Origin of the sequence: Methylobacterium gossipiicola, assembly GCF_900113485.1 — a bacterium.
GTDB classification, from domain to species: domain Bacteria; phylum Pseudomonadota; class Alphaproteobacteria; order Rhizobiales; family Beijerinckiaceae; genus Methylobacterium; species Methylobacterium gossipiicola.
On the sequence record NZ_FOPM01000013.1, the window covers coordinates 40,996 to 67,988 of the forward strand.

Consider the following 26,993-nt stretch of genomic DNA (forward strand, 5'->3'; position numbering starts at 1 on the left):
TGTCTTGAAGCCGCCGAAGCACGGCTCGGATGTGTCATCCTAGATAGACACAAAGGATCGTCAAGCATTACTTACATGCGTCGCCGTCCAACCTGTTTGACGCGATGAGGCGAACGAGGAAGGGGCGGCGGGTGGGAATTTCGCGGATGCGTCCGAAGCCGGCCTTGGACAGGAGATGCGTCAGCTCCATCGCCGTGCGGCAACGGCCGCTGCCCATGGCGAGGAGGTAGAAGCCGAAATAAGCGTCCGCCATCGCCTCGGCGCCCGGCGTGCCGGCCATGGGTTCGGCGATGAGCAGGGTGCCGCCGGGGGCAAGGGCCGCATGGGCCGCGCGCAGGAGGGCGAGAACCTTGTCGTCGTCGTGGTCGTGGACCACCCGCACGAGGGAGACGGCATCGGCCCCGCGCGGCAAGGGATCGTCAGGGAAGGCGCCGCCGAAGGTCTCGGCCCGGGTTCCGAGACCCGCTTCGGTGAAGCCCGCCGCCGCCCGTGCCGCCACGGCGGGAAGGTCGAACAGCATGAGGCGGAGATCGGGCGCGTGGGCGGCCGCCCGCTTCAGGAACGCCCCCTCCCCGCCACCGACATCGAGGAGGCGGCGATGACCCCGCAGGGGATAAGCCTCGAGAATGTCGTCCGCGATCAGGTCCTGCGAGGCGCCCATGAGGGCGCCGTAGGCCGCCACGGGGGCGGCATTCGCGGGGTCGCCCCGGGCGGCATCGGCATAGGCCCAGTATCGCGACAGACGGGTGGCGCCGGCCTCCCCCCGCAGGAGGGCGACGGGGTCGGCGAGGTCGGCATAGAGCAGGGCGTGATGCTCGATCATCGCCGCGACGGACGGGTTGCCGACGAGGGCCGCACCGAGGTCGGCCAGGGTGAACCGGCCGTCGGGCAGGCGGCCCAGGAGGTCGAGGGCGGTCGCAGCCTTGAGGAGGCGTTCGGCTTGTGCCGGTCCGAGGCCGGTCCGCGCGGCCACGGCGTCCGCCGTCAGGGGGGCGTCGGTCAGGAGGTGGAACAGGTCGAGGCGGATGCAGGCGAACAGGGTTTGCGAATAGACGAACCCGGCGCACAGGTCGAACAGGGCACGGGTGTTGGCCTGGGCGATCCTGCGCGTGAGGGGGAAGCCGGCCGCCCAGCGCTGGAAGCCGGGCCTGGCGATGGTGCGGCTACGGAAGGCCCGCCACCGGGCCCGCCACGACGCCTTCACCGGCGCGGCCGCGTGGTGCTCGTTCGCGCTGACGGTCTGGGCTGTCGCTTCCGCGTGAGCCATGGCGGGGCCGCCGTCAGGCCAGTTCCCGCGCGAGGCTCGCCGGCAGGAACAGCCGGGTCTGGGCCTCGATCTCGGCCCGGAGCACGTCGGCGCCGGGACAGGCCGGGATCACCTCCACGGCCTCGCGGGCGAGGCGCTTCAGGCGGGCAAACGCCCCACCCATGCCCAGAAGGGCGGCGGCGTTGGGACGGCCGAGGGTCGCATCCCGACCGACGGGCTTGCCCACCTCCTCCTGGCGGCAGGCCACGTCGCGCAGGTCGTCGGCCACCTGATAGGCCTCGCCGAGGCATTCGCCGAGGAGGCGCCACGGCAGGGCCGACGCGCCGGCGGCGGCCGCGCCCGTGACCGTGGCGGCGGCGAACAGGGCGCCGGTCTTGGCCTGCTGGTACTCGGAAAGGGCTACCGTGGGCTCCGATTCCCACGCCTGGCCCGCCACGATGCCGTTGGGGGCCCCGGCGGCTCGGGCGAGGAGGCCGACCAGGGCGGCGAGGCGCCCGGACGAGCGCGACGCGCCCCGGGCCAGGGTCTCGAAAGCCAGGACGATGAGGGCATCCCCGGTAAGAACCGCCAGGGGTGCCCCGAAGGCCGCGTGGACGGAGGGCTGTCCCCGGCGCAGGGGCGCGTCGTCGAAGCACGGCAGATCGTCATGGACCAGGGACGCGCAGTGCAGCAACTCGATGGCCGCCGCCGCCGCGTCGGAGGCCGCCGGATCGTCGTCGCCACAGGCCCGGGCGACGGACAGGCAGAGGCGGGGGCGAATGCGATGGCCGCCTGGGAACACCGCGTAGCGGATCGCCTCGGCGAGGCGCGGCGGAGCGCCGGGCGCTTCCGCGTGGGCGACGGCGGTGTCGAGGGCGCTCTCGATGCGACGGCTGGTGTCCATCCCACGTCTCTCCCGATTGTCGATGTTTGGTGCTTTGACTTGTCGTGAAAAAGTGTCAGATAATATTGACACTCGCAAGAGACGGTTTTGGGCTGGAAGGGGCCGCGTGTGCGGGTTGTCGTGATCGGAGCAGGCATCGGCGGACTCGTGGCGGCCCTGCGGCTCGCCCATGCGGGCCTCGACGTCACCGTGCTGGAGCGCGCGTCCCGCCCCGGCGGCAAGATGCGCAGCGTGTCCGTCGACGGGCTGCCCGTGGAGGCGGGCCCGACGGTGTTCACCATGCGCTGGGTGTTCGACGAGATCTTTTCGGAATGCGGCGCCTGTCTCGACGACCGGGTGGCCCTCGCGCCGGCGGCGATCCTCGCCCGGCACGCCTGGGGGCCGGACGGGCACCTCGACCTGTTCGCCGACCCGAACGCCTCCCGCGACGCCATCGGGACCTTCGCGGGTGCCCGGGAGGCCGAGGGTTACGACCGGTTCCGGGCTCGGGCCGCGGCGGTCTACCGAACCCTGGAAGAGCCGTTCATCCGGGGGCAGCGGCCGAGCCCCGTCGGCCTCACCCGCCGGGCCGGATTGACGGGCCTCGGCGACCTCTGGCGCATCCAGCCCTTCACCACCCTGTGGTCGGCCCTGGGCGAATATTTCTCCGATCCGCGTCTGCGGCAGCTGTTCGGGCGCTACGCCACCTATTGCGGCGCCTCGCCCTTCCGGGCGCCCGCGACCCTGATGCTCGTGGCCCATGTCGAATCGCAAGGGGTCTGGCACGTGGCGGGGGGCCTGAGCGCCCTGGCGCGGGCGGTCTCGGACCTCGCCGTCGCGAACGGCGCCCACCTTCGGACCGAGGCGCCCGTGGCCCGCATCGTCACCGACCGCACGGGTGTCGTCGGCGTCGACCTCGCCGATGGCGAGCGCATCCCGGCGGACGCCGTGATCTGCAACGCCGACGCCGCGGCCCTGGCGGACGGCTTGTTCGGCGCCCCGGTCACGAAGGCGGCCGAGCGGGTTCCGCCGGCCGAGCGCTCGCTCTCGGCCGTGACCCTGTGCATGAACGCCCGCGCCGAGGGCTTCCCGCTCCTGCGCCACACGGTGTTCTTTTCGGGCGATTACGCCGCCGAGTTCGACGCCCTCGCCAGCGGGCGGCTGCCCGCCGATCCCACCGTCTATGTCTGCGCCCACGACCGGGGCGACGGGGCGCCGGAGGATCCCGGTTCTGAGCGCCTGCTCTGCCTCGTCAATGCGCCGGCGGGCGGCGCCGTCACGCCTTCGGAGATCGCCCAATGCAAGACCGACCTGCATCGTCGCCTGGGAGCCTGTGGTCTGACGCTGAGCGAGACGCCCGCCACGGTGACGACGGGACCGGCGGAGTTCGGGGCGTTGTTTCCGGGGACGGGGGGCGCCCTCTACGGCCGGGCCTCGCACGGGTGGATGGCGTCGTTCCGGCGGCCGGGCGCGCGCACGGCGATCCCGGGCCTGTACCTGGCGGGGGGCAGCGTCCATCCGGGGCCGGGGGTGCCGATGGCGGCCCAGTCGGGGCGGCTGGCGGCGGACAGCCTGCTGGCGGATCGGGCCACCGCCCGCGCTTCGACACGCCGGTCGGCCGGGGCGGCTACGTCTGGTGGTACGTCGACGCCCTGAGCGACGACGGTCGACAGGGGCTGACCATCATCGCCTTCATCGGATCGGTGTTCTCGCCCTATTATGCCTGGGATCTCAGCCGCGACCCGTTCCGGCACTGCGCCGTCAACGTCGTGCTCTATGGCGAGCGTGCGAACCGGTTCTGCATGACCGAGCGCGGGCGCGGCGCCGTCTCACGGGACGCGACGCATCTCGCCATCGGGCCGAGCGACCTCGCATGGGACGGCACCACGCTCACCATCACCCTCGACGAGGTCACGGCGCCGATTCCGACGGGGGTGCGCGGCACCGTGCGGGTGCGGCCCACGGGCCTCACCCCCGGCCCGTTCACCCTCGATGCGCGGGGCCAGCATCGCTGGTGGCCGATGGCGCCGTCCTCGCCCGTCACGGTGCAACTCACGGAGCCGGCGCTCGCCTGGACCGGCACCGCCTATTTCGACACCAACCACGGCGACACCCCCCTGGAGGACGCCTTTTCGGATTGGACCTGGTGCCGGGCCGACCTGACCGACGGTGCGGCGATCCTCTACGATGTGCGCCGCCGCGACGGCACCACCCAGAACCTGTCCCTGCGCTTCGACGGTACGGGTGCACCCCGGGACATCGACCCGCCTCATCCCGCCGCCCTGCCGGCGACGCGCCTGTGGCGGATGCCGCGCGCGACCCGCAGCGACGACGGACGGGCGCGGGTGGTCCGGACCTTCGAGGATACACCGTTCTATTCCCGTTCGCTGCTGGAGACGCGGCTGTGCGGGGAGGCCGTGCGGCCGGTCCACGAGAGCCTGTCCCTGGACCGGTTCAAGAACCCCCTGGTGCGCTGGATGCTGCCGTTCCGGATGCCGCGCCCGCTGACGTGAGGGCGGGCACGAAGCGGGTCACCCCCGCTCCCGGTCCGGGTCGGGGGAGGCTTCGGCCCGGGCCGCCGCCTCCCGATCCCGTCGTATCCCGCGCTTGAGGGATACGAGCTGCCAGAGGGCGAGGCCGAGGGCCAGGGCGAAGACGAGGCCGATATCGAGGGCGGCGAAGAACGGATCGCTCACGGGCCGATGCGCGCTGTCTCCCCGCAGGCGAGGCCGGGGCCGGCGAAGGCCTCGCGCTCGCGCAGGGTTTCGACGAGATCGAGGACCCAGGCCATCCGGCCGGGGACATCCCACCAGGCGGGGCCGGTGGCGACCGGTTGGGCCGTCACGGCCGCGACGAGGAACGTCACCTCCGCGAGGGGCGGGGCATCCCGGTGCGCTGGATCGGTCCAAGCGGGTGTGAAGGCGGCCCGGGCGAGAAGCGTGGCCTTGCGCCGACCTTCGACCCGGGCACGGGTGCTCACCGGATCGAGGCCCTGGCGTTCGAGTTCGCGGCCGATCTCGGCGTAGATCAGCCGGGCCGCGCGGATCGCCGGGCGGCAGCCGCGCGGCAGGCCGGACAGGCCGGCTTCCGCGCGGATATAGAGGTCGTCGGCGACGCTGAGCAGGCGGGCGACGACGCCCGCCAGGGCCGGGCTCGGGCGCGGATCGGCCAGGAAGGCGTCCGGATCGATTCCTGCCTCTCTCAGCCAGTCGAGGGGCAGATAGAGCCGACCGGCGCGGGCATCCTCGCCGACGTCTCGGGCGATGTTGGTGAACTGCATGGCGACGCCGAGGTCGCAGGCCCGGGCGAGGACGGCCGGATCGCGCGCCCCCATGATGAGGGTCATGGTCGCGCCGACGCTGGCCGCCACCCGCGCGGCGTAGGCCGTGAGGTCGGACAGGGTCGCGTAGCGGCGGCCTTCCGCGTCCCAGGCGAGCCCTTCGATGAGCGCCATCGGCAGGGCACGCGGGATGGCGTGGGCGACGACGAGGTCGGCGAGCGCCCGGTCGGCCGGTGCGTCGGCCGGGCGCCCCTCATAGGCCCGCGACAGGCGCGCGGCGAGGCGGGCCACGGCCGCCCCCCGGGCACCGGGCGCCACGCCATCGACGGCGTCGTCGGACAGGCGGCAGAAGGCGTAGAGCCCGTAGGCCGGGCGCCGCACCCGCCCCGGCAGCAGGGCCGAGGCGGCGAAGAAGCTCCGCGAGCCCGTCCGGATCGCGGCCCGGCAGGCGGCCCGGTCGTCGGCATCGGCGTGGGGCAGCCGCCACAGGGGTGCCCGCTCGGGGGTCGGGATGGCCCAGAAGGACGGCCTCATGGCCTCAGGCGAAGACACGCGCATCCGGCACCACGGAATCGAGGACTCGGGCAGAGGAGAGGACGCCCGGAAGCCCGGCCCCCGGATGGGTGCCGGCTCCGACGAGGAAGAGGTTGCGGACGTTCTCGGACGCGTTGTGCGGCCGGAACCACGCCGATTGCGTCAGCACCGGCTCCAGGCCGAAGCCCGATCCCCGGAAGCTGAGGAAATCGTCGGCGAAGTCGCGGGGCGTCGTCACCCGCGAGGTCACGAGGGATTCCGACAGGCCGGGCATCACCGTGGCTTCGAGGTGCTGCGCGATGGCGCGCCGATACGGCTCGGCCAGGGTGGCCCAGTCCTGGCCGCCGTCGAGGTTCGGCACCGGCGACAGGACGTAGAACGCATCGTGGCCGGGCGGAGCCAGCAACGGGTCCGTGGCGGTGGGCCGGTGCAGGTAGAGGCTAAAATCCTTCGCCAAGTGCTTCTTGGAAAAGATGTCGTCGATGAGCCCACGATAGCGCGGCCCCAACAGGATGGTGTGGTGGGCGACATCCGGGAATTTTTTCGCCGTGCCGAAGTACCAGACGAACAGGCCCATGGAGGAATGGGCGCGCTTGAGCCGGTTCGCGCTCCAGCGCCGGGTGCTTCCGCCCAGCAGCGTTCCGTAGGTGAAGGCCGAATCGGCGTTCGAGACGACGATGTCGGCGGGGATCGCTTCCCCATCGGCCAGGGTGACACCCGTCGCCCGGCCCGCTGTGACGGTGATGCGGGCGACGTCGGCATGGCAGCGCAGGGTTCCGCCCTGCCCCCGAATGAGGTCGCACAGGCCGGCCACCAGCCGGCCGGTGCCCCCCATGGCGAAATGCACGCCCCAGCGCCGTTCGAGATGGGCGATGAGGCAGTAGATCGCGCTCGCCCGGAATGGGCTGCCGCCGATGAGGAGGGGGTGGAAGGAGAAGACCGTCCGCAGGCGTTCGTCGCGAATATGGCTCGCCACGAGGTCGTAGACGGAGCGGTGGCCGCCGAGGCGCAGCAGGCTCGGCATGATCCGGATCATGTCGGTGACGGAGGAGAACGGGACGTGGCCGAGTTCCTCGAACCCGACCCGGCAGATCGCCTCCGAGCGGGCCATGAAAGCCTCGTAGCCGGCGACGTCCCGGGGGGAAAACTTCGCCACCTCTGCCCGCATGGCGACGGGGTCGCCGCTGTAGTCGAAGGTGGCGCCGTCGTCGAAGCGGATGCGGTAGAACGGCAGCATCGGCGCGAGGGTGACATCGTCCGCCATGCGTCGTCCGCACAGGCGCCACAGTTCCTCGAATAGGAACGGCGCAGTGACGATGGTCGGGCCGGCGTCAAACGTGAAGCCGTCCTGGCGGTGGACCCGGGCGCGGCCGCCGGACTGCTCCAGGCGCTCCAGCACCGTGACCCGGTAGCCCCGGGCACCCAGACGGATCGCCGCCGCGAGACCGCCAAAGCCGGAGCCGATCACCACCGCATGGGGGCGCGGCTTCGCGGGCGTCACGGCATCCGGGATGTCAGCGAGTGTCAACATAATCTGACACTAATCCGCGTCTTCGTGGACGCGCAAGCGCTGTTTTGCGCTCAGGTCTCGACCGGCGGCGGGACGAGTCGGCGGATGATTTCGGCCACCGCTCCAGGCGCTTCCTCATGGGCGAGGTGGCCGAGATTGCGCAGCAGATCCACCCGTGCCCGAGGCAGACGGTTTTGCAGCGCGAAGGCGGTTTCGGGGGCGATCGCCCGGTCGTTCCCGCCCACCACCAGGGTGGTGGGCACGGTGAGGCGGGGCAAGGCGCGGTCGAGGGCCGCCAGATCCCAATTTGCCATCATGCCAAGGGCGCCGGCGACATGGCCGGGGCAGCGGAACAGGCGGCGGTAGAGGTCGAGCCCCTCCGCGTCGAGGCGCGAGCCGGTGCCGCGGATCAGGCGCTCCACCGCCGGGCGGTCGGCGGTCCAGGCGAAGATTTTTGGGGTCACCCGGTTGAGGAACAGCATCCGGGCGAGACTCGGAAACAGCACCGCGGCGAGGCCGGGGAACGGAGTCAGCGCCCCGTTGAGGGCGACGAGGTGGCGTGGTGAGATCCGCCCGTCGAGGCATAGGCGCGCGAGGAGGGCGGCACCCGCCGAATGGCCGACGGCGATCTCGGGCGCGATCTCCAGATGGTCGAGGAGATCGCCGATGGCCGCCGCCATGCCGGGGAGGGACAGGCGCGCGGGGGGAAGCGGATCGCTGAAGCCGTGGCCGGGCAGGTCCGGGGCCACGACGAAGACGTGTTCGGCGAGCAGCGGCGCGAGACCGCGCCAGGAATGGGTCGCCGCGCCGGTGCCGTGGAGGAGCAGGAGCGCGGGCGCCCCCGCCCGACCGAAGGTCTGGACGTGCCAGGTGAGGTTGGATGCCGCGACGAACCGGCTCGCCTCCCGATGCGGCCAGTCCGCGCCGTCTCGCGCCCAGAGGGGTCTGTCGCTCGGCGTCGCCATGGCGCTTCCTAGCGCGCCGTCCGGACGGCGTCGCGCATCGCCCCGGCATCGGCATAGGGCAAGGGCAGGTAGCGCCCGCCCATGGCCTCGGCGAGGCGGCGGGCGGACTCCTGCGGCCGGGCCGCGGTGTCGATGAGGAGCGTCCGCACGCCCTCCCCGCGCAAGGAAGCCGCCGCCGCCAGCGCCTCCGCCCCGGCCTGGGCCCGGCCGGCGGTGCCGGTGCGGGTGACGTTGGCGCGTCCATCGGTGAGCACCACCACCAGGGGCGCTCCCCCGCCCCGCCGCACGGTGCGGGCGAGGTCCGCCGCCGCGTCGAGGCCGGCGGCGAGCGGCGTGCCGCCGCCGCCCGGCAGGGCGCCGAGGCTGCGGCGGGCCCGGGCCAGGGCTCGGGTGGGGGGGAGGATCAACTCGGCCCCCGTCCCGCGAAACGCCAGCACGGCGACCCGGTCGCGGCGGGTATAGGCCTCGGCCAGGAGCAGCTCGACGGCGCCCTTCGCTTCGGCGAGGCGTTCGAGGGCGGCCGAGCCCGAGGCGTCGACGGCGAAGATCGTCGTGGTCTCGCTACGCTGCGCGAAACGGGTGATCCGAAGGTCCTCCGGGCGGATCCGGATGCGCCGCGAATCGGGGGTCGCACCCTCCCCTCGGCGCAGGCGCTGCCAGGGGGCGGCGGCCCGCAGGGTCTCGATGAGATCGAGGCGTCCGTGGCGGGGGGCGCCGGCCCGCGCGCCCGTGGGCCGCCCCGTTCGCGAGGCGGCGGCGATCCCCGCCTTGCCCGGCCGGGGCTGGCGGGGACGGCTTCCCGCTTCGAGACCTTGCGCCAGGAGGCCGGGCGGCAGGACGGCGCGGACGGCCTCGACGAGGCGTTGTTCGAGGGAGGGACCTTCCCCCGGGGCCGCCTCGGTTTCGGGCGCCCGCTCGTCCGGAGCCGGTGTCTCGGGCGAGGAATCGTCCGACGCCGCGTCCGTTTCGTCGAGGGTCGGCGTCTGCGTCGCCCGGGGGGCGAGGACGAGGCGGGCGGCGAGGATGCTCGCTGCCTCGGTCGGATCGCGGCCGCCGGTGAGGAGGCGGGCGACCCGCATCGCCAGGAGGGGGCCGCGCAGGGAGGCGATGCCGAGGGCTTGCGCCGCCTGACACAGGACCGCCGCCGCATCCGCGACGGGCTTTCCGGATTCATCCTCCCCCAGGGACGCTGCCTCGGGGGGCGTGAGGTCGCCCAGGGCGATGTCAGAGAGGTCGATGTGGAAGGCGAGACGGTCGGCGAGCGCCGGTGACACGGGGGCGTCGTCGCCCTGCCCCTCGTCGAGAAGAATCACGCCGAGGCGGGCCGGGCGGCTCTCGCCGAGCCCGTCGCGCTCCACCCGCACGATGCCGTCGTCGAGGGTCGCGGCGAGACGGGCGGCGAGGCCGGGCGACAGGCGTTCGGCCATGGGCACCACGAGGAGGCCGCCATCGGTCTCGGCGAGAAGCCCCGCTTCGGCCACGGGACGCCCGGCCGCCAGGGTGGCGGGCAGGTCGAGGCCGCCGAGGAGGCGGGCATCGGTGATGCTGCCGGGCATCCGCCGCAGGGGCCGCGCCGCCGTCAGGGCGTCCCGCAGGGCCGCGAGCCAGGCATCGCGCACGGGGCCGGCCCCGGCATGGACCACGACGCCGCCGAGCCCGTGCGGATCCGCCGCCGCGAGCCGCGCGACGCGGAGCGCATCGGCCCAGGCGGTCACGGGGCGAGAACCTCCGCCACGGCGCGGGCCACGCGCGCCGTGGAGCCGGATTCGTCGAGGGGATTGCGGCGCAGGCGATGGCGCAGGGCGGCCGGCGCGATGCGGGCGAGGTGGTCGCGGCCGACGGTCTCGGCCCCCTCCAGGGCGGCCAGCGCCCGGGCCGTGCGCATGAGGGTGAGCTCGCCGCGCAGGCCGTCGGTGCCGAGGGCGAGGCAGAGGCGGGCCGCCGCCTCCAGGGTCGCGTCGGGCACGGTGAGGGACGGCAGATGCGCGCGAGCCCGGGTCAGGTTTTCGCGGATGGCCTCGTCCGCCGCGGCATAGGCGGCACGGAAGGCCGTGGAATCGTGCTCGTAGGCGTCGCGCCGGCGCACCACGTCGATCCGGGTCGGCAGATCCGTCGGCGTCGTCACCTCGACGGCGAGGCCGAAGCGGTCGAGGAGCTGGGGCCGCAACTCCCCCTCCTCCGGGTTGCCGCTGCCCACCAGCACGAAACGGGCGGGGTGACGGAGGCTCAGGCCCTCGCGCTCGACGGTGTTCACCCCGGAGGCCGCCACGTCGAGGAGGAGGTCCACGAGGTGATCGTCAAGCAGATTGACCTCGTCGATGTAGAGGAAGCCCCGGTTGGCCCGCGCCAGCAGGCCCGGCTCGAACGCCTTCTGCCCGTGGGCCAGGGCGCGTTCGAGGTCGAGGGCGCCCACAACCCGGTCCTCCGTGGCGCCGAGCGGCAGATCCACCACGGGGACGGGTACGGCGTGGGTTTCGAGGGCGCCGGCATGGTCGCGGCAGCGGGGGCACAGGTCGCCCGGCCGGGCGGGATCGCAGGCATAGGGGCACCCGACCACGGCCCGCATCGGCGGCAGCAGGGCGGCGAGCCCCCGGATCGCCGTCGACTTGCCCGTTCCCCGGTCGCCGAACACCAGCACGCCGCCGACGGACGGGTCCACGGCCGCGATGAGGAGCGCCTGTCGCATCTCGTCCTGGCCGACGATGGCCGAGAATGGAAATACGGAAGGCGCCGAATGCGGGACCGTGTCCGGCCGGGGGGATTTCGCGCGGTCGGACACGCGGATCGTGCCGATCTGCGCGGTCAGATGCGGAAGGGAGGCCGGTTCACGGGACATCGCTCGGGTCGATCCGTTGACGATCATGGTCTTGAGTCCCCTTTGCCTCGACGCGTGGTGGGCGCTCCGGCCCCGCAGGGCCCGAGCGGGCGGGGTTCTATTCGGCGGCGACGCGCTCGACGCCCATCCGCCCCCAGATCGTGCTCAAAGCGCCCACGAGGTGGTCGATATCGGCATCGGAATGCAGGGGCGACGGGGTGATCCGCAGGCGCTCGGTGCCGCGGGGAACCGTGGGATAGTTGATCGGCTGGACGTAGATGCCGAACTCGTCGAGCAGGGTGTCGCTGATCGCCTTGCACAGCACCGGATCGCAGACCATCACGGGCACGATGTGGCTGTCGTTGGGCAGGCAAGGAATGCCGGCCGCGTCGAGCCGTGCGCGGACGGTGGCGACCCGCTCCTGGTGCCGCGCCCGCTCGCTGCCGCTCGCCTTAAGGTGACGGATGCTGGCCGCCGCCCCGGCCGCCACGGCGGGGGGGAGCGAGGTGGTGAAGATGAAGCCCGAGGCGAAGCTGCGCACGAAGTCGCAGAGCTTGACCGAGGCGGTGATGTAGCCGCCATGCACGGCGAACGCCTTGCCGAGCGTCCCCTCGATGACGTCGAGGCGGTGGGCGAGGCCCTCCCGCTCCGAGATGCCGCCGCCGCGCGCGCCGTAGAGGCCGACGGCGTGGACCTCGTCGAGGTAGGTGAGCGCGCCGTGGGCCTCGGCGACGTCGCAGATCTCGGCGATGGGGGCGATGTCGCCATCCATGGAATAGACCGACTCGAAGGCCACGAGCTTCGGCCGGGCCGGATCGACGAGGCGCAGCTTGCGGTCGAGGTCCTCCGGATCGTTGTGGCGGAAGATGTGGCGCTCGGCCCGGCTCGCCTTGATGCCCTCGATCATCGAGGCGTGATTCTCGGAATCCGAGAACACGGCGCAGTTCGGCAGCTTGCCCGCCAGCGTGCCCAGGGCCGCCCAGTTCGAGACATAGCCCGAGGTGAACAGGAGGGCTGCCTCCTTGCCGTGGAGGTCGGCGAGTTCCCGCTCCAGCAGCACGTGATAATGGTTGGTGCCCGAGATGTTGCGGGTGCCGCCGGCTCCGGCGCCGCAGCGGTCGAGGGCCCCGTGCATGGCGGCGAGCACCGCCGGGTGCTGGCCCATGCCGAGGTAATCGTTGGAGCACCACACCGTCACGGGCCGGGTGCCCGTGGGCGTGTGGTGGGTGGCGTGGGGAAAGCGGCCGTTGTGGCGCTCGAGGTCCGTGAACACCCGGTAGCGGCCCTCCCGATGGAGACCGTGGAGCTCGGCGGCGAAGAAGTCTTCGTAGTTCATGGCCTGTCCCCTTCCCGTTCGTTGTGTGCGGTCGCGGTCCGGTGCTCGTCTTCGCGCTGCGTTGCTCAACCGGCGGTTTCCTGGGCGTCCCGGCTCCGCGTCGCGAGGACTGGGGCCGAGGGCGGCGTGCCGTACGCGACGCCCCCCTGCACGGGCGCGGCGACGGCCTCGGCCCCCTTCCCCGGCAGGCTCCACTGCCACAGGGCGGCCGAGGGCAGCGGCAGCATGAGGAAGCCGTGTTCCAGGGTGGCGAGGGCCATCAGGGCGGTGACGACGGTGAAGCCGACGCGCTCGTGGGCGTCGATCCCCTCGCCCAAGGCGGCCTGGGCCAGCCACACGGTCCCGAGCCCGGCGAGAACGACGGAGACCGGGAACAGGGGGTTCATGGGCCGGTTGCGCAGGAAACCCGCGAGGTAGCCGAGATGCTCCGGCAGGAACTCGGCGTTGAGGTTGCGGACCCCGAGGAACATGTTCAGCCGGGCCGAGAGATTCATGCCGGCGAGGATCAGGTAGGTCCACAGGGCGAACCGGTTGGGGCCGCCCCAGGTCAGGCCCAGGATGGCGAGGCCCCCGAGGAGGATCGCCGCTTCGTGCCACAGGCTGGTGGCGAGCGCCGCGCGGAAGCGGGCGAAGCCCCGCGCCCCCGGCGGGCACGCCTTGGCGGAGGGCCCCGAGACGAAGCCCATGTAGTAGCTCATCTCCTGCCAGCCCCAGACGAGGAGCGCGCCGGTGAAGGCGGTGTAGGCGCCCGCCTCGCTGGTGTCGGAGGCGCTGGCGCCGATGGCCCAGAGGGCGGCGGCGAGAACAAGGGTTCCGGCCGCCATGCTCCAGGGATGGGTGGAGCGCGGCCGGTGATCGAGCAGGATGATGAGTCCGGTGGAAAACCACCAGATCACCACCGCGTAGAGGATCGGGACGGCGTAGGCGGCCATGCTACCAGACCGGCTCGAGGCGGATTTCGGCCGGCATCGGGTTGTCGAGGGTGGGGAGCGCATAGAGCCGGGCGAAGTTCACGGCAGACGCCGCGATCCAGGCCCCGTGCTTGAGCTTACCCACGAGCCCGCCCCGCGCCTTGGCGTCGGCGATGCCGTTGGAGCAGGCGAGCAGCCGGTCCAGGGCCTGGCGAAACTTCGGGTTCTCGAGGTCGAGGGTGAGGGGGAAGGTCTGCTTCGAGATCTCCGAGGTGATGCGGAACACCTTGAAGTCGTAGTCGGTGGGATCGACCCCCAGCGCCTTGTGGAAGGCCGGGCGGCAATGGTCGCGGACATACATGGTGGCGAAGACCGCAAGCAGGAAGAACTTGATCCAGTAGCGGTTCACGCCCGTCGTGAGCTTCGGGTTCGCGCGCATGAGCAGCGCGAAGGCCTCGCCGTGGCGGAACTCGTCGTTGCACCACTTCTCGAACCACTTGAAGATCGGGTGAAAGCGCCGTTCTGGGTTGCGCTCCAGTTCACGGAAGATGGTGATGTAGCGGGCGTAGCCGATCTTCTCCGACAAATAGGTGGCGTAGAAGATGAATTTCGGCCGGAAGAAGGTATATTTCTTCGATTTCGTCAGGAAGCCGAGATCCACCCCGATGCCGAAATCCTTCAACACGTCGTTGATGAAGCCGGCGTGCCGGGCTTCGTCGCGGCTCATGAAGCCGAACAGCTCGCGGATATCGGGGTTCTTCGCCCGCTTGCGCATCTCGGCGTAGAGCACGCAGCCCGAGAACTCGGCGGTGATGGACGAGACGAGGAAGTCCATGAACTCCTTGCGGAGTTCCGGGTCGAGGCCGGACATGTCGGCGTCGAAATCGGCGTTGCGGGTGAAGTGGCGCTTGTTCGGATCGGCGCGGAGTTCCGCGATGAGCTTGTCCCAATCCGCCCGTACGGGCTCGACATCCGTGCGGTCGAGTTCCTCGAAATCCGTGGTGTAGAAGCGCGGCGACAGGAAGGTGGTCTCCTGCGCGGCCTTGGTGCCCTCGTTCATGGGGAATCGGGGCTGCACGGCGGGAGTCTGGGTCGAGACGGTCACAGGCGCCTCCTCTCGGAAAAGCTGACTTCGTAGAGCTCGGTGAGTTCGAGGTGTCCGGCGAGCTTGGTCCAGAGCCGCTCCAGGCGCCCCGCCCGGATCACCGTGGCCGTGCGGCGGACGACGAGACGCTCGCCGTAGGGCACGCTCACGGGGGAATCGTGGACCTGGACCTCGTCGCCGGGTTCGATCTCGAACGCGGCATCCAGGGTGACGTGGGCGTGGAGGCTCTCGGGCGTCTGCTCGATCTCCACGGTGCAGGGCACCTCGACGGTGGTGCGGCCGTTCAGCCAGGCGATCATCGGGCGGCTCCGGGTTCGGGCAGCAGGCGGGCGAACGCGGTGAAGTTCGAAGGCCCGAAGGCCCCGAGATTGACGGCGCGGCCCGTGAGTGCGTCGTCGAGCTGCAGGCTGCCGTCGTCGAAATGCGTGAGACGGAACGGGGCCTCGCGGCCGAGCCCGGCCCGCAGGCGGGCTTGCCCGAACCCGCGAAGGGTCGCGCGCATGAAGTTCTCCTGGCCCGGCTCCAGGGTGGCGATGAGGGTGCCCCGCTCGGCATCGCGCAGGAGGATGGCACCGTCCGGACGGTCCTCGGCGGAAAAGCGCAGGGTCCGGATGGCTTGCGCCGGGGGCATTCGGGTAAGGCCGATGCCCTCGTGTCGGGCGAACCCGATCGCGCCCACGACGAAGGCGATGAGAAGCCCCGCGCCGAGGGGAAACCAGCTCGCTCGGCCGAAGGGGGCGTTCAGGGTGCGTCCGGTCATGGGCCTCCTCCCCTCAGCTGGCGGTGGCGAGGCGCGGACCACGCGCCCGTGGCCGGATCACCGGGCTTGCCGCCTCCTCGTCGACCTCGCGGGCCGCCGCGAGGGTACGGGCGAGGATCGCCGAGACCTCCGCCGCGTCCGGAACCGAGCGCATCATCGGCTCCGGCTGCGTCACCCGCCAGGGCCGGGCGTGGGGCCAGAGGTGGAGATAGGCGATGCGGTTGCCGGGCTTCACCGCGAGGGCGAGGTCGCCGCTGCCGTCGGAGAAGTGGCGGCAGCCGGCCCCGGCCACGAGGCTCAGCGGCAGGTTCAGGGTCATGGGCAGGGCGATGCCGACCCGCATCACCACGCGGCGGTTGGTGATGGTGTAGGTGGTGGTGCGGGCCGACAGCCAGCCCAGGAGGCCGAGGAGCGCCATGGCGCCGGCGCCGGCCGCCAGCGTCGGCCCGGCGGCGAGGGCGGCGTCGCGGAATCGGCCCTCGGCCACCGGGGGGACGGATGCCCACAGGGCGAGCCCGGCGAACCACAGGCCGACCAGACGCACGTGCAGGGCGCGGACCGCCAGGGCACGGCTGCCGGGGCGGCCCTGCCAGAGGATGTGCTCGCCGGCCGGCAGGGGAGCGGGCAGGCCGGGCGGAGCGTCGAACCGGTTGGCGGGGACGCCGTGGGAGGCTTCGCGCGGGCGCATCAGAGCCAGTCGCTTCATAGGTAGGCCTCCTGCCGGCCGGGGGTGGCGTAGAGGGTGCCGGCGCCGAAGAACGCCATGATCCGCTCCTCCTCGTAGAGGGTGACGGAATCCGGGTCCGCGTGGGCGGGAATGTCGGCGAACTGGTGGGCCAGGAGGGCTTCCGTCTTCACCGTGCGGGTGAAGCGGCCCGTGCGGCAGAAGGTGTTGGGCATGAGCACCCGCCGCCCACCGGCTCCGAGCTCGACCTCGTAGTAGCGCACCATCGATTCACCCCGGTCGACCCAGAGGTCCGAGACGGTGCCGGCCGGTTGCCGGTCGGCGCCGAATACCGTCATGCCGATGGGGTTGGGGCCGTCCTCGTGGACGACGAAGTGCTCGGCCACCCGAAGGGGCACGATGCGCTTCTCGCCGTCCCAGGTGTGATCGTGGGCATTGTCGCGGTCGGCGAAGGAGCCGGGGCCGATCTGGTCGTGCATGCCGTCTGTGTCGGGCTCGAGGGGGGCGCCCGGCCAGACCTCGTGCTTGTGGCCCCGGTAGTTCCAGGCGTTGGGGCCTTCCCGCGGCGGCGCGGTCTTCACCTTGCCGTCGGAGAGGTGGAAGAATTTCGGCGTCGGGATCAAAATCGGATCGGGCGTGGCGCGCCGGCCGGGGATGCCCTCGACCTCCAGGGGGTAGCCCTCGCGCCGGTCCTCGCGGCGCAGGTAGAAGATGAGCCCGGCGAAGAAGATCCAGAACGCGTAGAGCACCACCTGCGCGACATCGACGTAGCCCGTGATTTCACCTCTCGGCATGGCGTATCTCCCGGTTCTCAGACGGATGGGTGCGGCAAGGCTTGCGACGAGGTCGCTGCGCGGCGCCGCGTGGCGGGATCGCGCACGAGGGGGCCGATGGCGACCAGGGTCGCGAACAGCAGGGCGATCTCGAGGTGGTAGACCATGAGGTAGCCGGTGGAGGGCTGGTTCATCCCCTCACCCAGGGCGCCGGATGTGGCGAGATAGGAGCCGAGGTCACGCAGGATGCCGCTCGCCGCGATGGCGATCCCGGCGGCGCTCGCCTGCACGGCGCCCCAGGCGCCGAGCGCCAAGCCCGTCTCCTCCGGGCCGGCCTTCGCCATGGAGGCCGTCAGTGTGCCGTGGGCGAACAGGCCGCCGCCGAGGCCGATGAGGGTGACGCCCAGGGCAAAGAGCGGGATCGACGCGAGGGGAGCGGCGAAGATCACCGCCGAGAAGGCGAGGATGCCGGTGCCGGAGCCGGCCGCCGCGACCCGGAAGGCGTCGCCGCCCCGGCCGAGCCAGCGCGCGGCGAGCAGGAGACCGAGGCCGCCGCCGGCCGCCAGCATCGCGGTGAGCGCCGTGGTGGCGGCTACGGGCAGGTGCAGGATCTGGCCGCCATAGGGTTCGAGCAGGATGTCCTGCATGGAGAAGGCGGCGGTGCCGAGACCCGTGGCGACGAGGCGCCGGCGGGCGAGGCCGCTGTTGGCGTAGGCGGCCCAGGATTGCGAGAAGGTCTGGCGCGGAGCGTGCCGGTCGGTGCGGGCGGGATCGCGGGCCTCCTGCTTCCACAGGGCGATGCCGTTGAGCACGAGGGTGACCACGGCCGCGCCCTGGATCACCTTGATGAGGCGCAAGGGAGAGAAGTCGGCGAGCAGCAGACCGAACGCGACGGCGCTCACCAGCATGCCGACGAGGAGCATCACGCAGAGCAAAGCCACCACCTTCGGGCGCACATGGGCGGGGGCGAGGTCGGTGGCCAGCGCCAGACCCACGGTCTGGGTGGTGTGCAGGCCCGCACCCACGAGGACGAAGGCGAGGGCCGCCGCCACGTGCCCCGGCCAGGCCGGCCCGGTGGTGTCGCCCGACAGGATCAGGAGGGCGAACGGCATGATGGCTAGGCCGCCGAACTGCAGCAGGGTGCCGAACCAGATGTAGGGCACCCGGCGCCAGCCGAGCACGGAGCGATGGGTGTCGGAGCGGAAGCCCACGAGCGCCCGGAACGGCGCGAAGACGAGGGGCAGGGACAGCATCACGGCGACGATCCAGGCCGGAACCTCAAGCTCGACGATCATCACCCGGTTGAGGGTGCCGATGAGCAGCACGGCGGCCATGCCGACGGTGACCTGGAACAGGGCGAGGCGCATCAGGCGCCCCAGGGGCAGCTCGGCGGTGGCCGCATCCGCGAAGGGCAGGAGGCCGGGCCCGAGGCGCATGAGCCCCCTCGCCATGGTGCCCATCCCGTCTCCAGGCCGGCGGGTCACCGCGTGGCCCTCCCGTCCTGGGACCGGCGGGTCAGCTCGAAGGCCTGCGACAAGTAGAAACCGCTATTGACCCGGTGCGTCCGCGCGAGGCCGAAGCACGAGAGGACCGGTTCGGCGGCGACCCGGCGGCGCAGGGTGGTCTCCGCCACGGGCACGATGGCGGGCGCCCGGTCGGCGCGGGGGAAGGCCCGTCCGGTCCAGTGCATGAGGGTGAGGAGCGGCGTGCGCGGCGCCACGGTGAAGACGAGCGAGCCGTCCGTACGCAAGGACAGTTCGGCGAGCGCCCGGACGATGTCGGGGGTGGCGTAGTGGATCAGGGAATCCATCGCCACGACGTGGTCGAAGCGCCCGAGGGAGGTGTCGAGCATGCAGCCGACGCGAAAGTCGATGCGGGCGGATTCGGGACGTTCGGCGAGGCGCTCGCGGGCGAGGCCGACGAGGGTTGGCGAGACGTCGATGGCGACGACCTCGGCGCCGCGCCGGGCCGCCTCGATGCTCAGCGCCCCTGTGCCGCAGCCGGCATCGAGGATGCGCCGACCGGTGAGGTCTTGCGGCAGCCACGACAGGAGGGTTTCCCGCATGGCGTCGCGGCCGGCCCGCACGGTGGCGCGGATCTTCGAGACCGGGGCGTCGGAGGTGAGGCGCGCCCAGGCGTCGACGGCCGTGCGGTCGAAGTGTTGGGTCAGTTGTCCGCGGCGCTCGGCGTAGGTGGTGCTGGTCATGGCGTGCGCCCTCAATCAAATCCAAGAAATTCGAACAGGTCGCGGTCCTTCATGGGCAGCGCGGAGAGCGGCTTGCCCCCGGCCCAGAGATGGGCGGCCAGCCGCATGTATTCGTCGGTGACGGCGACGAGTTCGGGCGTCGGCTCCATCTCGAACAGGGTCGATTTCTTCAGGCGCGAGCGGCGCACCACGTCGAGGTCGGGGAAGTGGGCGATGCGCTCCAAGCCCGTGGCGGCGTTGAAGCGATCGATCTCGTCGGTCTTGGCCGAGCGGTTGGCGATGACGCCGCCGAGCCGCACGTTGTAGTTCTTCGCCTTCGCGTGGATCGCCGCGACGATGCGGTTCATGGCGAAGATCGAGTCGAAGTCGTTGGCGGTGACGATGAGGGCCTGATCGGCGTGCTGGAGGGGCGAGGCGAAGCCGCCGCAGACCACGTCGCCCAGCACGTCGAAGATGACGACGTCGGTGTCCTCCAAGAGATGGTGCTCCTTCAGGAGCTTCACGGTCTGGCCGACGACGTAGCCGCCGCAGCCGGTGCCGGCGGGGGGGCCGCCGGCCTCGACGCACATGACGCCGTTGTAGCCTTCCGCCACGAAATCCTCGATCCGCAATTCCTCGGAATGGAACTGCACGGCCTCCAGGGCATCGATGACGGTGGGAGCGAGGCGCTTCGTCAGCGTGAAGGTCGAATCGTGCTTCGGATCGCAGCCGATCTGGAGGACGCGCTTGCCGAGCTTGGAGAAGGCCACCGACAGATTCGACGAGGTGGTGGACTTGCCGATGCCACCCTTGCCGTAGACGGCGAACACCTTGGCGGTGCCGATCTTGAGGTTCGGGTCGAGTTCGACTTGAACGCTGCCCTCTGCGTGGCGGGACGCGACCGGATTGCGGATGGCGATGTTCATGCGGCGACCCCTGCTGTGATGCCCTCGAGGCGGTCTTCGAGTTCGTCGCCCGCGTCCCGCAGGGCGTCGAGCATGGCAGGATCGGGCTGCCAGAAGCCGCGCTCGTGCGCCTCGATCAGGCGGTTGGCGACCTTTGCGGAGGCCGTCGGGTTGAGGGCCGCCATCCGCTCGCGCATGGCCGGATCGAGGACGAAGGTGGCGGTGATCTCGCGGTAGACCCACGGGTCCACCTGCGCGGTGGTGGCCGACCAGCCCATGGTGTTGGTCACATGGGTCTCGATCTGGCGCACGCCCTCATAGCCGTGGGCGAGCATGCCCTCGTACCATTTCGGGTTGAGGATGCGGGTGCGGGTCTCGAGGGCGACCTGCTCGGTGAGGGAGCGGACGCAGCCCGCCCCCCTTGTCTGGTCGCCGATATAGACCGGCGCCTCGACCCCACCCTTGGCCCGCTTCACCGCCCGGCTGATGCCGCCGAGCGTATCGAAGTAATGATCGACGGTGGTGACGCCGAGTTCCACGGAATCGAGGTTCTGGTAGGCGAGTTCGACATCGGCCAGCACGCTCTTCAAGAGGCCTGTCTGCTGTACGGCGCGTCCGTCGCGACCGTAGGCGAAGCCCTTGCGGCGGGAATAGGTCTCGGCGAGGTCGTCCTCGTCGTCCCAGCGCCCGTTCTCGATGAGGTGGTTGACGTTGGAGCCGTAGGCGCCCTCGGCGTTGCCGAAGACCCTGAGCGCCGCCGTTTCGAGATCGCCGCCGTGGACGCGCTGGTATTCGAGGGCGTGCAGGCGGACGAAGTTCCGCTCCACCGGCTCGTCGGCCGAGGCCGCGAGGAGGCAGGCCTCGGCGAGGAGCTTGATCTGCAGGGGCAGGAGATCGCGGAAGATCCCCGAGAGGGTGATGACCACGTCGATGCGCGGGCGCCCGAGGTCTTCGACGGGAATGAGTTCGGCGCCGGCGAGGCGGCCGTATCCGTCGAAGCGCGGCTTCGTGCCGAGCAGCGCCAGCACCTGCGCGATGGGGCCGCCCTCGTTCTTGAGATTGTCGGTGCCCCACAGCACGATGGCGATGGAGCGTGGCAGGGGCAGGCCGTCGGCCAGGTGACGGTCGAGGAGGCGCTGGGCCTGGGCGGCGCCGTCCCGGACCGCGAAGGCGCTGGGGATGCGGAAGGGGTCGAAGCCGTGGAGGTTGCGCCCCGTCGGTAGGATCGCCGGTGTGCGAAGGAGATCGCCGCCGGGGGCGGGGCGGACGAACCGAGCATCCAGCGCCCGCAGGAGGGCGGGAATCTCGTGGTCCTGCCCCAGGAGGGCGTCCGTCGTCGCAAGGTCGCGCAGGATCGCGAGGTCGGTGGCCTGGGGCACCGGACCGCCGGCCCGGAGGGCCGCTTCGGGGCTCGCCCCCGCCACCAGGGCGGCGACGCTGTCGCGGGCGAGGCGGACGCCGTGGGTGGATTCCGCCATGGCGAGGAGCATGTCGATCCGCTCGGCCGCCGAGGGCGCCGCCCCGACGACGTGGAGCCCGTGCGGGATCAGGGTGTATTCGAGATCGAGCACTGCCCGGCCGATGCGGGCGATCTCGGTCTCGGGCCAGCTCCAGGCCGGTTCGGCGGCGGCCAACTCCACCACCGCCGCCTGGGCCTGGATCAACACGGCGAGGTCGGCGCGCTCGGCCTCGGCCTCCGGCTCGAGACCCCGCCAGCGCTCGATGGAGCCCTTGAGATCGACGAGGCCGCGATAGAGCCCGGCATGGGCGATGGGCGGGGTGAGATAGCTCACCAGGGTCGCGGCGGAGCGGCGCTTGGCGAGCGCCCCCTCGGAGGGGTTGTTGGCGGCGTAGAGATAGATGTTGGGCACGTCGCCGATGAGGCGGTCCGGCCAGTCGGCGGCGGACAGGCCGGTCTGGCGGCCGGGCATGAATTCCAGCGCCCCGTGGGTGCCGAAATGGATCAGGGCATGGGCCCGGAAATCCTCACGCAGCCAGCGATAGAAGGCGCTGAAGGCGTGGGTCGGTGCGAAGCCCTTCTCGAACAGGAGCCGCATCGGGTCGCCCTCGTAGCCGAAGGCGGGCTGGATGCCGACGAAGACGTTGCCGAACTCGGCGCCCAGCACGAAGATCGACGCCCCGTCCGATTGCTGGCGCCCCGGCGCCGGTCCCCATTGCGCCTCGATCTCGGAGAGATGCCGCTCGCGCCGCACGTGGCTGTCGGTGGGGATGCGGGTGTGGACGTTGGCGGTGGCGCCGTAGCGGGCGGCGTTGCCATGAATCACGGCCTCCCGCAGGGCGTCGGCGCTCTCCGGTACGGTGACGGTGTAGCCCGCTGACCTAAGCCCCGTGAGGGTGTTGTGGAGGGAGGCGAACACCGACAGGTAGGCGGCGGTGCCGGTGTTGCCGGCATTCGGGGGGAAGTTGAACAGGACGATGCCGACCTTGCGCTCGCCCCGCTCCGAGCGGCGCAGGCGCACCAGCCGCTCGACGCGGGCGGCGAGCATCCCGGCGCGCTCGACGCAGGCATGCATGTCGCGGTCGTCCTCGCCCGCCGGGAAGACGCAGGCGACGTGGCAACCCCGGCAGGGCTGGCCCGACTTGTCGGAGCGGCCGCCGAACACCATCGGCCCGGTGGCGCCGTCGAGTTCGGGAATCGCCACCATCATGGTGGCTTCCACGGGCAGGAGACCGCGGTCGGAGACGCCCCATTGCTCCAGGGTCTGGAGCTCGGCCGGGTGGGCGGCGATGTAGGGCACGTCGAGGCGGGCGAGGATGCCTTCCGCCGCCGCCGCGTCGTTGTAGGCGGGGCCGCCGACGAGGGAGAAGCCCGTGAGCGACACCAGGGCGTCGATGACCGGTACCCCGTCCTTGAGGAAGTAGCGCTCGATGGCCGGGCGCGCGTCGAGGCCGCTGGCGAAGGCCGGGATCACCGTGAGGCCGCGCGCCTCCAGGGCGTCGATGACCCCGTCGTAATGGGCGGCGTTGCCGGCGAGCATATAGGAGCGCAGGCCGAGCACGCCGACGGTGCCGCGATTGCCCCGGCCGTGGAGCCCCGGCAGGGCGGACGCCTCCTCGCCCATCCGACCGGGCAGGCGCGGATGGTACACCCCGACTTCCGGATATTCGACGGGCGGGCTCGCCTTGAGGGTGCCGCGGTAGATCCGGCGGGGGCCGTCCGCGTAACGATCCACCAAGGCGCGGATCATGTTGAGGACGTTCTCGTCCGATCCGGCGAGCCAGTATTGCAGGGTGAGGAAGTAGGCCCGCACGTCCTGGGCGGTGCCGGGGATGAAGCGCAGGATCTTGGGCAGACGCTTGAGCATCCGCATCTGCTCGGCGCCGGTGTTGGCAGCCCCCTTCTTCGCCCCCCCGCGCAGGCGCTTGAGGAGCGCCATCGGCCCGCTCTGGCTGCCGTCCATGCTGAAGGCGCCGACGCGGGTGAGCCGGGTGGCGGGCGTCGCGCTCATCATGCAGACGAGGGCGTCGCAGGCGTCGCGTCGCGCCGCGAGGTCGGCCAGGACCGGCTGGAAATGGTCCTCCATGAACAGCATCGCGCAGAGCAGGATGTCGGCGGTTCCGATGTCGGCCCGGCAGCGCGCGAGCTTTTCGGGATCGGTGCTGAACTCGGTGGCGGCATGCAGGACGAGGGACAGGCCGGGGATGTCGCGGCGCAAGCTGCGGCGCGCCCGCTCCACGGAACTCGCGAGATGCGTGTCCATCGTCACGATGACGACGCGCAGGGGGATGGGCTCAGCGGCCGAAATGCGCTTTTGCATCGTACAGCGTCTCGACGGTGATGCGGGACAGGGCGCGCTCGCGGGCGAACCGCTCGGTGTTGGCGCGGGCCTTCGCCCGCACGAAGAACGGGATCTTCTTGAGTTCCTTCTCGGCCGAGGCCTCCCAGGCGGCCACGACGCCGTCGGGCGGCGCGGGGATCGGTGACGGGGGGATGGGGGCGGCGGGCGCGGCCGGGGCCGCCCCGTGCCGGGCGAGGTGCGATGGCGCGGCCCCATCGTGGAACTCGGCATCCTCGCGGAACATGCCGAGCAGGTGTTCCTCGAGCCCCATCATCAGGGGATGGACGAGGGTGTCGAACAGGACGTTGGCACCCTCGAAGCCCATCTGCGGCGAGTGCCGGGCTGGGAAGTCCTGCACGTGCATCGGCGCCGAGATCACCGCGCAGGGAATGCCGAGCCGCTTGGCGACGTGGCGCTCCATCTGGGTGCCGAGGACGAGTTCGGCTTGCGCCGCCTGAATCGCCGCCTCGACGTCGAGGTAATCGTCGGTGATCGTCGCTTCGATGCCGTGGAGGGCGGCTTCCGCCCGCACCTCCCGGGCGAATTCGCGGGTGTAGGTGCCGAGCCCCACCACCTTGAAGCCGAGTTCCGTCGCCGCGACCCGTGCGATGGCGAGGGCATGGGTGGCGTCGCCGAAGACGAAGACCCGCTTGCCCGTGAGGTAGGTCGAATCGACGGAGCGTGAATACCAGGGAAGCCGTGAGGGGGCGCCGGCCAGAACCGGGGCGGGATCGACCCCCGCCAGCACCGCGACTTCCTCGACGAACCGGGTCGTGGCGCCGACCCCGATGGGCACGGTCTCGACCATGGGTTGGCCGAAGGTCTTTTGCAGATGCTGGGCCGCCGCGCGGGCGATCTCCGGATAGAGCACGACATTGAAATCGGCGTCGCCCAGGCGTCCGAGGTCGGCGGGGCTCGCCCCCCAGGGGGCGACGACGTTCACGTCGATGCCCAGAGCCGCCATCAGCGTCTGGATTTCGGCGAGATCGTCGCGGTGGCGAAAGCCCAGGGCCGTCGGTCCGAGGATGTTGCATCGGGGGCGCCGGCCCTCCCGGGGGGACGGTTCGAGCGTGCGCCCGGCGAGCGCCCGGACCAGGCGATAGAGGGTCTCGGAGGCGCCCCAGTTCTCCTTCTTCTGATAAGCCGGGAGTTCGAGGGGGATCACGGGGATCGGCAGGGCGAGCGCCCGGGCGAGGCCGCCGGGATCGTCCTGGATCAGCTCCGCCGTGCAGGAGGCGCCGACGATCATGGCTTCCGGCCGGAACCGTTCGTAGGCGGCCGAGACGGCATCCTGGAAGATCGCGGCGGTGTCGGCCCCGAGGTCCCGGGCCTGGAACGTGGTGTAGGTCACCGGCGGGCGGGCGTCGCGCCGCTCGATCATGGTGAAGAGAAGATCGGCGTAGGTGTCGCCCTGGGGCGCGTGCAGCACGTAGTGCAGGCCGCGCATGGCGGTGGCGATCCGCATGGCGCCGATATGGGGCGGTCCCTCGTAGGTCCAGAGCGTCAGCTGCATGGCCTTCAGACCTCCAGCCGGGTGCGGCGCACGAGGGGGCGGGCGAACAGCTCGGCGAGGTCGCCGGCCTGGTCGTAGCCCTGGATCGGGGTGAACAGCAGCTCGATGGACCACTTGGTGGCGAGGCCCTCCGCCTCCAGCGGATTGGCGAGGCCGAGGCCGCACACGGTGAGGTCGGGCCGGGCCGCACGGCAGCGATCCATCTGCGCGTCGAGGCTTTGGCCCTCGACCACCGTGGTGCCGGCGGGCAGGAGGCCGAGTTCCGGCGCCATGTGGCCGCGATGGAGGTAGGGTGTGCCGACTTCTATGAGTTCGGCGTCGAGCTCCCGCGCGAGGAAGCGGGCCAGCGGCAGTTCGAGCTGGGAATCGGGAAAGAAGAACACCCGGCGCCCAGCCAGCATCGTCCGGTAGGGTGCGAGCGCCTGTTCGGCCCGGCGCAGGCCCGGGGCGGTGACCTCGGCGAACATCCGAGGATCGACGCCAAAGGCGTCAGCGGCGGCCCGGAGCCACGCGGTGGTTCCCTCGGCGCCGAGGGGAAACGGCGCGGCCAGCCGGGTGGCACCACGGGCTTCGAGGGCGCGGGCCGTGTCGGCGAGGAACGGCTGAGCGAGGAGGATGCGGGTGTTCGGCCCGACGGACGGCATCGCCCCGGCCCGCCGCGCCGGCAGGAAGGCGACCAGGTCCAGGCCCATCCCGGCGAACAGGCGCGCAAACTGGTCCTCGACCACGTCGGCGAGGGCGCCGACCACGAGGAGCGACGGAGACTCATGCGCGTCGGCGCGCGGCAGATCCGGCACGAGGGCGGCGAGGCACGCATCCTCGCCCTGGGTGAACGTCGTCTCGATGCCGCTGCCGGAATAGCTCAGTACCCGCACGTCCGGGGCAAAGCTCTGCGACAGGCGCTGGGCGGCGCGCGGCAGGTCGAGCTTGATCACCTCCGACGGGCAGGAGCCGACGAGGAAGAGCAGGCGGATGTCCGGACGGCGTTCGATGAGGCGGCGGGTGACCCGATCGAGTTCCTCGTTCATGTCGGCGAGGCCGGCGAGGTCGCGCTCGTCGATGATGGCGGTGGCGAAACGCGGCTCGGCGAAGATCATCACCCCGGCGGCGGACTGGATGAGATGCGCGCAGGTGCGCGAGCCGACCACGAGGAAGAACGCGTCCTGGATCTTGCGGTGCAGCCAGACGATGCCGGTGAGCCCGCAGAACACGGCCCGCTGGCCGCGCTCCTGGCGGATGGCGACGCCGCAGCCGGCATCCGCCTGAGGGATGGGAGCGTGGGCGTTCATCGCGCGCCCTCCGCTTCGAAGGACGGGGCGACGTCGAGGCGCGCGGCGCGGAGCTTCAGGAGGAACTGCGCCGCGTTGACGGCGTAGGAGGCGTAGGCCGCGAGCGCCAGGAGCATCAGGCCGCCGGTGTCGAGCCCGCCCGTGACCAGGGCCAGCAGATAGGCGCTGTGCAAGGTCAGCACCAGCATGCTGACCATGTCTTCCCAGTAGAAGGCCGGTGCGAACAGGTAACGCCCGAAGACGACCTTCTCCCAGATCGAGCCCGTGACCATGATGGCGTAGAGCAGCCCGGTCTTGGCGACGATGGAGGCGTTGGCGGCCCAGGCGCCCTCCCCCGTCGCCAGGGTGCGCAGGACGAGGGCGAGGCTCACGAGGAACACGAGGAACTGGAGCGGCGCGAGGATGCCCTGCACCAGGGTCCAGACGGTGGCGTCGCGGCGCGCCCGCTGCTGCGCATCGTAGAGGGGCCGTCTCGGTGTGCGCCCTCCTCGAGCCATC

General features: G+C 71.6%; 24 protein-coding genes. 2 read left to right on the top strand and 22 right to left on the bottom strand.

Annotated features, from left to right (window positions below):
* Positions 1 to 67 precede the first annotated feature (67 nt).
* Together BM249_RS12640 and BM249_RS12645 are read right to left on the bottom strand one after the other, a co-directional pair.
* Entirely contained in the window at positions 68 to 1,267 is a 1,200-nt protein-coding gene (locus BM249_RS12640; protein ID WP_091972330.1) for a methyltransferase, read from the bottom strand.
* A 13-nt stretch (positions 1,268 to 1,280) separates the two neighbouring features.
* Positions 1,281 to 2,150 carry a polyprenyl synthetase family protein gene (locus tag BM249_RS12645; protein ID WP_091972332.1) on the bottom strand — a complete coding sequence of 290 codons (870 nt, stop codon included), beginning with the start codon at positions 2,148 to 2,150 and terminating at the stop codon, positions 1,281 to 1,283.
* Between the two features lie 120 nt (positions 2,151 to 2,270).
* On the opposite strand from BM249_RS12645, the gene crtD reads away from it, so the two are divergent.
* Positions 2,271 to 3,785: a 1-hydroxycarotenoid 3,4-desaturase CrtD gene (crtD, locus tag BM249_RS12650; protein WP_091972472.1), complete on the top strand. Its 1,515-nt coding sequence runs from the start codon at positions 2,271 to 2,273 to the stop codon at positions 3,783 to 3,785.
* Positions 3,782 to 4,642, top strand: a complete 861-nt coding sequence (locus BM249_RS12655) for a carotenoid 1,2-hydratase (RefSeq protein ID WP_091972474.1) — start codon at positions 3,782 to 3,784, stop codon at positions 4,640 to 4,642. Before crtD ends, BM249_RS12655 begins: the two co-directional genes overlap by 4 nt.
* 18 nt (positions 4,643 to 4,660) lie before the next feature.
* Here the strand turns inward: BM249_RS12655 and BM249_RS21715 are convergent, their stop codons facing one another.
* The 20 genes from BM249_RS21715 to bchF form a co-directional block, all read right to left on the bottom strand.
* Positions 4,661 to 4,825: a hypothetical protein gene (locus BM249_RS21715; protein WP_177232405.1), complete on the bottom strand. Its 165-nt coding sequence runs from the start codon at positions 4,823 to 4,825 to the stop codon at positions 4,661 to 4,663.
* Positions 4,822 to 5,943: a phytoene/squalene synthase family protein gene (locus tag BM249_RS12660; RefSeq protein ID WP_091972334.1), complete on the bottom strand. Its 1,122-nt coding sequence runs from the start codon at positions 5,941 to 5,943 to the stop codon at positions 4,822 to 4,824. The genes BM249_RS21715 and BM249_RS12660 overlap by 4 nt, the downstream gene beginning before the upstream one ends.
* Positions 5,944 to 5,947: 4 nt before the next feature.
* Positions 5,948 to 7,474: a phytoene desaturase gene (locus BM249_RS12665; protein ID WP_091972335.1), complete on the bottom strand. Its 1,527-nt coding sequence runs from the start codon at positions 7,472 to 7,474 to the stop codon at positions 5,948 to 5,950.
* A 50-nt stretch (positions 7,475 to 7,524) separates the two neighbouring features.
* Complete coding sequence (gene bchO, locus BM249_RS12670; protein WP_091972337.1) at positions 7,525 to 8,418, bottom strand: alpha/beta fold hydrolase BchO; 894 nt, start codon at positions 8,416 to 8,418, stop codon at positions 7,525 to 7,527.
* Between the two features lie 8 nt (positions 8,419 to 8,426).
* Complete coding sequence (locus BM249_RS12675; RefSeq protein WP_091972339.1) at positions 8,427 to 10,133, bottom strand: magnesium chelatase subunit D; 1,707 nt, start codon at positions 10,131 to 10,133, stop codon at positions 8,427 to 8,429.
* Positions 10,130 to 11,104 (bottom strand): magnesium chelatase ATPase subunit I, encoded by a 975-nt coding sequence (gene bchI, locus BM249_RS12680; protein WP_244528736.1) that lies wholly within the window; start codon positions 11,102 to 11,104, stop codon positions 10,130 to 10,132. The genes BM249_RS12675 and bchI overlap by 4 nt, the downstream gene beginning before the upstream one ends.
* 247 nt (positions 11,105 to 11,351) lie before the next feature.
* Positions 11,352 to 12,569: a 5-aminolevulinate synthase gene (gene hemA, locus BM249_RS12685; RefSeq protein WP_091972341.1), complete on the bottom strand. Its 1,218-nt coding sequence runs from the start codon at positions 12,567 to 12,569 to the stop codon at positions 11,352 to 11,354.
* A gap of 65 nt (positions 12,570 to 12,634) precedes the next feature.
* Complete coding sequence (gene puhE / locus BM249_RS12690) at positions 12,635 to 13,501, bottom strand: putative photosynthetic complex assembly protein PuhE (protein WP_091972343.1); 867 nt, start codon at positions 13,499 to 13,501, stop codon at positions 12,635 to 12,637.
* Position 13,502: 1 nt separating this feature from the next.
* Positions 13,503 to 14,558 (bottom strand): magnesium-protoporphyrin IX monomethyl ester (oxidative) cyclase, encoded by a 1,056-nt coding sequence (acsF, locus tag BM249_RS12695; RefSeq protein ID WP_280142673.1) that lies wholly within the window; start codon positions 14,556 to 14,558, stop codon positions 13,503 to 13,505.
* A 23-nt stretch (positions 14,559 to 14,581) separates the two neighbouring features.
* Complete coding sequence (locus BM249_RS12700) at positions 14,582 to 14,884, bottom strand: hypothetical protein (protein WP_091972348.1); 303 nt, start codon at positions 14,882 to 14,884, stop codon at positions 14,582 to 14,584.
* Positions 14,881 to 15,345 carry a photosynthetic complex assembly protein PuhC gene (gene puhC / locus BM249_RS12705; RefSeq protein WP_091972350.1) on the bottom strand — a complete coding sequence of 155 codons (465 nt, stop codon included), beginning with the start codon at positions 15,343 to 15,345 and terminating at the stop codon, positions 14,881 to 14,883. Before puhC ends, BM249_RS12700 begins: the two co-directional genes overlap by 4 nt.
* Before the next feature lie 13 nt (positions 15,346 to 15,358).
* The gene (gene puhB / locus BM249_RS12710; protein ID WP_244528730.1) at positions 15,359 to 16,051 is read right to left on the bottom strand and encodes a photosynthetic complex putative assembly protein PuhB; all 693 of its coding nucleotides are present in this window, start codon (positions 16,049 to 16,051) and stop codon (positions 15,359 to 15,361) included.
* A complete protein-coding gene (puhA, locus tag BM249_RS12715; protein ID WP_091972352.1) occupies positions 16,048 to 16,824 on the bottom strand; it encodes a photosynthetic reaction center subunit H in 777 nt (258 codons plus the stop codon). Before puhA ends, puhB begins: the two co-directional genes overlap by 4 nt.
* Positions 16,825 to 16,841: 17 nt before the next feature.
* Positions 16,842 to 18,254, bottom strand: a complete 1,413-nt coding sequence (locus BM249_RS12720; protein WP_425284827.1) for an MFS transporter — start codon at positions 18,252 to 18,254, stop codon at positions 16,842 to 16,844.
* Positions 18,255 to 18,283: 29 nt separating this feature from the next.
* Entirely contained in the window at positions 18,284 to 19,009 is a 726-nt protein-coding gene (bchM, locus tag BM249_RS12725; protein ID WP_091972356.1) for a magnesium protoporphyrin IX methyltransferase, read from the bottom strand.
* 11 nt (positions 19,010 to 19,020) lie between these two features.
* On the bottom strand, positions 19,021 to 19,914 hold the full coding sequence (gene bchL, locus BM249_RS12730; protein WP_091972358.1) for a ferredoxin:protochlorophyllide reductase (ATP-dependent) iron-sulfur ATP-binding protein: 894 nt from the start codon (positions 19,912 to 19,914) through the stop codon (positions 19,021 to 19,023).
* Positions 19,911 to 23,672: a magnesium chelatase subunit H gene (locus BM249_RS12735; RefSeq protein WP_091972360.1), complete on the bottom strand. Its 3,762-nt coding sequence runs from the start codon at positions 23,670 to 23,672 to the stop codon at positions 19,911 to 19,913. The genes bchL and BM249_RS12735 overlap by 4 nt, the downstream gene beginning before the upstream one ends.
* The gene (gene bchB / locus BM249_RS12740) at positions 23,647 to 25,206 is read right to left on the bottom strand and encodes a ferredoxin:protochlorophyllide reductase (ATP-dependent) subunit B (RefSeq protein ID WP_091972362.1); all 1,560 of its coding nucleotides are present in this window, start codon (positions 25,204 to 25,206) and stop codon (positions 23,647 to 23,649) included. Before bchB ends, BM249_RS12735 begins: the two co-directional genes overlap by 26 nt.
* Before the next feature lie 5 nt (positions 25,207 to 25,211).
* Positions 25,212 to 26,495, bottom strand: coding sequence for a ferredoxin:protochlorophyllide reductase (ATP-dependent) subunit N (locus BM249_RS12745; protein WP_091972364.1), 1,284 nt, complete (start codon positions 26,493 to 26,495; stop codon positions 25,212 to 25,214).
* Positions 26,492 to 26,992 (bottom strand): 2-vinyl bacteriochlorophyllide hydratase, encoded by a 501-nt coding sequence (gene bchF, locus BM249_RS12750; protein ID WP_091972366.1) that lies wholly within the window; start codon positions 26,990 to 26,992, stop codon positions 26,492 to 26,494. Before bchF ends, BM249_RS12745 begins: the two co-directional genes overlap by 4 nt.
* Position 26,993 lies beyond the last annotated feature (1 nt).